This window comes from Denitromonas ohlonensis, from assembly GCF_007625205.1.
Lineage (GTDB): Bacteria > Pseudomonadota > Gammaproteobacteria > Burkholderiales > Rhodocyclaceae > Nitrogeniibacter > Nitrogeniibacter ohlonensis.
Window position 1 is genome coordinate 1 of sequence record NZ_VMNI01000026.1, and the last position, 6,330, is coordinate 6,330.

7 protein-coding genes are annotated in these 6,330 nt (G+C 61.0%); 2 read left to right on the forward strand and 5 right to left on the reverse strand.

Going from position 1 to position 6,330, the window contains the following annotated elements; translation table 11 throughout:
• Positions 1-185 precede the first annotated feature (185 nt).
• From dnaB to rpsF, 5 genes are all read right to left on the reverse strand, one after another.
• Positions 186-1,553 (reverse strand): replicative DNA helicase, encoded by a 1,368-nt coding sequence (gene dnaB, locus FHP89_RS19895; RefSeq protein WP_144180185.1) that lies wholly within the window; start codon positions 1,551-1,553, stop codon positions 186-188.
• A 181-nt stretch (positions 1,554-1,734) separates the two neighbouring features.
• Positions 1,735-2,187 (reverse strand): 50S ribosomal protein L9, encoded by a 453-nt coding sequence (rplI, locus tag FHP89_RS19900; protein WP_144180188.1) that lies wholly within the window; start codon positions 2,185-2,187, stop codon positions 1,735-1,737.
• Between the two features lie 15 nt (positions 2,188-2,202).
• The gene (gene rpsR / locus FHP89_RS19905) at positions 2,203-2,472 is read right to left on the reverse strand and encodes a 30S ribosomal protein S18 (protein ID WP_144180192.1); all 270 of its coding nucleotides are present in this window, start codon (positions 2,470-2,472) and stop codon (positions 2,203-2,205) included.
• Positions 2,444-2,776: a primosomal replication protein N gene (priB, locus tag FHP89_RS19910; protein ID WP_260851688.1), complete on the reverse strand. Its 333-nt coding sequence runs from the start codon at positions 2,774-2,776 to the stop codon at positions 2,444-2,446. The genes rpsR and priB overlap by 29 nt, the downstream gene beginning before the upstream one ends.
• Positions 2,777-2,782: 6 nt before the next feature.
• Positions 2,783-3,175, reverse strand: a complete 393-nt coding sequence (gene rpsF, locus FHP89_RS19915; RefSeq protein ID WP_144180195.1) for a 30S ribosomal protein S6 — start codon at positions 3,173-3,175, stop codon at positions 2,783-2,785.
• 266 nt (positions 3,176-3,441) lie between these two features.
• Here rpsF and FHP89_RS19920 point away from each other — a divergent pair, with 266 nt between their 5' ends.
• Positions 3,442-4,776 carry a DUF2868 domain-containing protein gene (locus FHP89_RS19920; protein WP_186300431.1) on the forward strand — a complete coding sequence of 445 codons (1,335 nt, stop codon included), beginning with the start codon at positions 3,442-3,444 and terminating at the stop codon, positions 4,774-4,776.
• Positions 4,769-6,163: a GTPase/DUF3482 domain-containing protein gene (locus FHP89_RS19925; protein WP_144180201.1), complete on the forward strand. Its 1,395-nt coding sequence runs from the start codon at positions 4,769-4,771 to the stop codon at positions 6,161-6,163. The genes FHP89_RS19920 and FHP89_RS19925 overlap by 8 nt, the downstream gene beginning before the upstream one ends.
• The last annotated feature ends 167 nt before the right edge of the window (positions 6,164-6,330 follow it).

A 6,330-nucleotide genomic window follows, 5' to 3' on the forward strand; every position in this document is an offset into this window, starting at 1 on the left:
CGCAGAAGCGGAATTATGTAGCAACAAATCCGCCTCGTCAACCCCCTCAAACTCGTTTCCGACTCCTTCAGGGGCCGCTCAAAACGCGTTTGCGTTCAAGCGAGGTGCGAATTATAGACACCACAAAAAACCTGTCAACACTATTTTTCTCAACAACCGCATTTTCTCAAAAGCACACGTCAGGGCTAGTACTCGGGCGACCCTACGTAGTTCTGAAAACGCGTGTATTCACCGAGGAAGGTCATCCGGACGGTGCCCGTCGGCCCATTCCTGTGCTTGCCGATAATGAGCTCTGCGGCGCCTTTGTCTGGCGAGTCGGGGTTGTAAATCTCATCTCGATAAATGAACATGATCATATCGGCGTCTTGCTCGATCGCACCCGACTCCCGGAGGTCGGACATGACCGGACGCTTGTTTGGCCGCTGTTCGAGACTTCGATTGAGCTGCGACAGCGCCATGATCGGCACATGCAACTCCTTGGCAAGCGATTTGATCGACCGCGAAATCTCTGACAGCTCGGCCGCGCGGTTGTCGCTCTGACGCAGCGACGTCATCAGCTGGATGTAGTCGATGACAATCAAGCCCAACTTGCCGCATTGCCGATATAGCCGACGCGCACGCGCACGCAGGTCGGTCGGGTTCAGCCCAGGGCTCTCATCGATATAGATAGGGGCTTCATGCAACTTGCCGAGCGCAAACGTAAGCCGCTGCCACTCTTCGTCGTTCAATTTGCCTGTCTTGAGGCGGTGCTGATCCAGGCGGCCAACAGAGGAAATGAAACGCATAGCCAATTGCGTGCCCGGCATTTCCATCGAAAACACGGCAACCGGCAGTCCGCACTCGACCGCGACGTGTTCGGCGACATTGAGTGCGAAGGTCGTTTTACCCATGCCTGGACGCCCGGCGATCACCATCATGTCGGTCGGCTGGAGACCCGATGTCATTTCATCAAGATCAGTGAAGCCGCTTGGAACGCCGGTGATGTCGGTTGGTGTATCGCGGTCGTAGAGCTCCTGGATACGATCGACGAGCTGCCCGAGAATGGGTTGAATAGGGACGAAGCCGCTTGTGTGACGCGAGCCCGCTTCGGCAATTTCGAACACCTTGGCCTCCGCCTCATCCAGCAAGGTCTTTGCGTCTTTACCTGACGGCGTCAGTGCCGATGAGGAAATCTCGTCACCCACCGAAACAAGCCGGCGCAGAATCGCGCGTTCGCGAACGATCTCACCATACCGGCGGATATTGGCAGCTGACGGCGTACTGTTGGCTATTTCGCCCAGGTACGCCAAGCCCCCCGCCTGCTCCGATTCACCGTTCTTTTCAAGCGATTCGAAGACGGTGACCACATCCGCTGGCTTGTTCAGCTCAATCAGACGAGAGATGTGGGCAAAGATGCGCCGGTGGTCATCCCGATAGAAGTCAGTACTTGTCACGAGATCGGCAATGCGATCCCAGGCGCTATTGTCGAGCAGCAATCCACCAAGCAGCGATTGCTCGGCCTCGAGCGAATGCGGCGGCAGCTTGAGCGCGGCCATTTGCGGGTCTGATTGCATGGTTACATCCTGGCAGCGGCGTCGAGGTCAAATCGACGAATTTCGTCACTCAGCGTCATGCGCCTTGAAGACAAAAAAGAGCAACATCATGACATGGCGCAGCGATCACGCCACAAAGCATTCTGCCAAAAGCAAAAGGGCTGCACGCGCAGCCCTTTTGCTCAGTCAGCAACGTGCCGAATCAGGTCTGGTCGCCCAGCACCGACACGGTGATCGTCGTCACGACATCTGCGTGCAGGCCAACTTCCAGCTGAACGTCACCCACTTGCTTGAGCGGACCGTCCGGCATGCGAATGGTGCTGCGCTCGATGTCGAAACCCTGAGCAGCCAGTGCATCGGCCACATCAGCGTTGGTCACGGAACCAAACAGGCGGCCGTCCATACCGGACTTGCGCGTGATCTGAACCATCAGGCTCTCAAGCTTTTCAGCCAGCGCCTGCGCACCTGCCAACTTCTCGTTTTGCAGCGCCTCAAGTTCAGCGCGACGCGTTTCGAATTCAGCCATGTTGGCTTCGGTCGCGCGCTTGGCTTTGCCTTGCGGAATCAGGAAGTTGCGAGCGTAGCCATCCTTAACCTTGACCACGTCACCCAGAGCGCCGAGCTTGCCGACTTTTTCCAGAAGAATAATTTGCATGTCTGGACTCCTCGATTACTTGTGCAGGTCGGTGTAGGACAGCAGCGCCAGGAAACGGGCGCGCTTGATCGCGGTGGACAGCTGACGCTGATAGCCGGCTTTGGTCCCGGTGATACGAGCCGGCATGATCTTGCCGGTTTCGGTCACGAAGTCCTTGAGCAGGTCGACGTCTTTGTAATCCACTTCTTCGATTTTCTCTGCAGTAAAGCGGCAGAACTTGCGGCGCTTGAACAAACCACCACCACGGCTACCACGATCACCCTTTTTCTTCGGCTTGAAGGCCATGTTCGTTTCCTTCTACAAATTTGATATTCGTTAGGTGCAACACCGGCATTTTGCTGCGCTGGTTTTTAGCAGCGAGAAACCCGGTGGCTTCCATTTCCATTCCTGCGACTGCGGTGGACAGTGTTTTGGCGATATCGCCCAATGCCACCACCTGCAACTCGCACATCACACTACGCTCGATTCCGTTTTCGATTTGGCGGGACTGATGCCCCAGCACACAACCGACCATCGGCACGCCAGCCGGCGTGTATCGCATCGGCGCCAACTCAAGCAGGCTTCCGGTGATACGCAGCGTGTTGCACACGCAGGCTTAGTCCTCAGTCGTCTCTTCTGCCTTGGCGTCGTCACCGTCGGCGTCCTGACCGCCGGTCAGCGAGCGGGACTTTTCGTCCTTCATCATCGGGGATGGCTCGGTCTGGGCCTTGCTGGCAACAACGGTCAGGTGACGCAACACGGCGTCGTTGAACTTGAACGCATGCTCAAGCTCGGCCAGCGTTTCCTGGTCGCTTTCGATGTTCATCAGAACATAGTGAGCTTTGTGGATTTTCTGGATCGGGTAAGCCAGTTGACGGCGGCCCCAGTCTTCCAGACGGTGGATCTTGCCACCCTTGGTTTCCACCAGCGCGCGATAGCGCTCGACCATGGCGGGCACCTGCTCGGACTGGTCAGGGTGGACGATAAATACGATTTCGTAGTGGCGCATGCACACTCCTCAAGGTTACGTTAAGGCGCAGCCCCCCGGTCATGCGGTCCCGGTGGAGCAAAGGAAAGCTCGCTAGTCTAGCAAGATTAAGTCAGCGCTTCAATAGCATCACCCACGCACAAATGGCGTGGAGGCATAACGAGGCGCCAAACGGTATCCTAAGCGCGCGCCCACGATTCTCTATCATGCCCTTGACGACAACTCATACCGCAATGCACGACCCGCTCACCGCATTCGAACAACGCTGGCTGGCTGAAGCGACACGATTGCGCGAGGACATCACCGGACCGGCCGACGACACCATGGCCGTCCGGCGCGCGCGCGCTGCGGGGGGCGACCTCGAGCAACGGATTCTCGCCCGTGCAGCCACACTCGGCGAGCGCAGTGGCTTGATGTCCGCAATGCACAGCCGTCGCCAACACATCAGGCTCATCGCACTGATCGCCATGGCCCTAGCGATCATGGGCGGCGCGGGCGCCGCCTCGGCAGTACTCGGCGATGGCACCCACCCCGTCAACGTCATCTGGGCAATTAGCGGGCTGCTTGGCTTTCATGCCATCACCTTGTTGCTTTGGCTCATTGGCCGCTGGTTGCCACTGGGCGCGTCTGGCAGCTTGGCCGGGCAGCTCTGGCTACAACTTCAGGCTCGACTCGGCGCCGGCCCCGCGCTGACATCGGTCCTGCAGGCCCATAGCTCAATCGCGCGGCAAAGCGGCGCAAGCTTCTGGTGGCTCGGCCGCGTCAGCCACGCCCTCTGGCTTGCCACACTGAGCGCGGCGCTACTGACGCTCGTTTTTCTGCTGGCCACGCGGCGCTACGGCTTTGTCTGGGAAACCACGATTCTCCCCGCCGACGTCTTCGTCCAACTCACACAAACCCTCGGCGCACTGCCCGCAGCGCTCGGCATCAGGGTGCCCGACGCCATCATGGTTCTGAATGCAGGCGGAACCCGTGGCGTCGACGCGGATCGCCACGCCTGGTCCGCCTGGCTGGTCGCGTCCGTGCTGCTGTACGGTGCGCTGCCCAGGGCCGCCGCCCTCCTCGTTTGCCAGCTTCGATGGCACCGCGCGCAACGCGCATTCCGACTGGATCTCGATCTGCCCGCCTACGCCACATTGCAAGCCCGACTCATGCCCAACGTCGAACACTCAGGCATCAGCAGTGCCGCCCCTACCCGCTTGCCCTCGTTTCACGCAACACATCACACCACGAGCGCCGGCGACGGGCGCTGCCTCATGGCGCTTGAACTGGCGGACGATCTCGCTTGGCCACCAACCGGCTTTTCCCGCGCTTTCGACGCCGGCCGAATCGACAGCCGCGAAGCGCGCCATCAGGCACTCGACCATCTGGCACAACACAGCGCCGAACGACTGTTGCTTGCAATCGACGCACGCCTATCACCCGATCGCGGCGCGCTGGCCCTGATTGCAGAGCTGAGTCGCTACGCCGACGACACCGCCGTCTGGTTCTACGGGCAACCGGCAGACACAACCCGCATGGCGCATTGGCGCGACGGCCTGCAGCAGATTGGCCTCGCCGACGACCATATTGTAGACAACGCAGATCTCGCCCGCGCTTGGGTAGAGGCAGACCATGGCTGATCCGATCCGAATCGCCGTGGTCGGCCACACCAATACCGGCAAAACCTCCTTACTGCGCACGCTGCTACGCGACACCCGCTTTGGCAACGTCTCCGACCGCCCCAGCACCACCCGCCATGTCGAAGGCGCCCGACTCCTCGCCGATGGCACTCCCATCCTCAGCCTCTTCGACACACCCGGCATGGAAGACGCCATCGCCCTGCTCGACTACATCGACACGCTCGCACCAGCCCATGCCCGCAGCGACGGGCCGGAACGCATCCGTCACTTTCTCGGTAGCGCTGAAGCTCGCGCCCGCTACGAGCAAGAAGCCAAAGTGCTGCGCCAACTCCTCGACAGCGACGCCGCCTTCTATGTCGTCGATGTACGCGACCCCGTGCTGCCAAAGCACCGCGACGAACTCACGCTACTGGCCGACTGCGCCCGACCACTCCTCCCCGTCCTCAATTTCGTCCACGCGCCCGAATCGCGCGAAGCCCAATGGCGCGAGGCGCTGGCCCGTGTCGGACTCCACGCCCAGGTCCGCTTCGACACGATCGCACCCGAACTTGGCGGCGAGCGCCGGCTCTACGAAGCCCTCGCCACCTTGCTCGCCAACCGCCGCGACGCACTCGAACACCTCATCGCCAGCCGCGAACGCGATGCGCGCTCACGCCACACCGCCGCCGCGCGCCTGGTCGCAGAACTGCTGATCGACATTGCCGCCACCCGCCAGCAAGTCGACGCCGACGAAAACGCCATTCAACAAGCCGTCGACAACCTGCATCAAGCGGTACGCACGCGCGAACAGCGCTGCGTCGACGCCCTGCTCGCGCTCTATGGGTTTTCGCAAAAAGACGTCAACAGCGCGCCACTCCCACTGCTTGATGGCCGCTGGGAAGATGACCTCTTCAACCCAGAAAGTCTCCGGTCGATGGGCATTTCCCTGGGCAAAGGCGCTGCCGCTGGCGCCGCCGCCGGCGTCGGCATCGACCTGCTCGCCGGCGGACTCACACTCGGCGCTGCCGCCGCACTCGGCGCCATCATCGGCGGCACCTGGCAAAGCCTCAGCGACTACGGCGACCGCCTGCTCGGCAAACTCACCGGCAGCCGGGAGCTCACCGTAGACGACGCTATCCTCCGCTTGCTCGCCCTTCGCCAGCAACACCTGCTGCGCGCCCTCGCCGGACGCGGTCACGCCGCCCTCGCCCCGGTCGAACTCAGCACACAAGAGATCAGCCGCTGGCGCGACGCCGCCCTACCCGACGCACTGGAACTCGCCCGCGCCCACCCCGCCTGGTCAGGCCTGATCAACAGCCCGCGCGACGACATGCCCGATCGACAACAAGCGATTGCAGCCCTGGCGACTTCAGTGGCCGCCGAAAACAACACCTCTGCCGCTCAATAGTGCACCTCAGCCGCACAGCCGTGGCATGTAGTGGTCCAATTTCCTCGGACACCTCGATAGGTGGATGATCCATCCTGAGAGGAGAAACTGATGAACCGCAAACGCAGGACATTCGATGCAGCGTTCAAGCTGCAGGTGGCCCAGATGGTCCGGGAGCAAGGACTGAG

What these genes read in the sequence shown, in the direction of transcription:
- dnaB (WP_144180185.1), bottom strand. Translation starts at nt 1,553, where the DNA reads ATGCAATCAGACCCGCAAATGGCCGCGCTCAAGCTGCCGCCGCATTCG.
- FHP89_RS19925 (WP_144180201.1), top strand. Translation starts at nt 4,769, where the DNA reads ATGGCTGATCCGATCCGAATCGCCGTGGTCGGCCACACCAATACCGGC.
- rpsR (WP_144180192.1), bottom strand. Translation starts at nt 2,472, where the DNA reads ATGGCCTTCAAGCCGAAGAAAAAGGGTGATCGTGGTAGCCGTGGTGGT.
- rpsF (WP_144180195.1), bottom strand. Translation starts at nt 3,175, where the DNA reads ATGCGCCACTACGAAATCGTATTTATCGTCCACCCTGACCAGTCCGAG.
- rplI (WP_144180188.1), bottom strand. Translation starts at nt 2,187, where the DNA reads ATGCAAATTATTCTTCTGGAAAAAGTCGGCAAGCTCGGCGCTCTGGGT.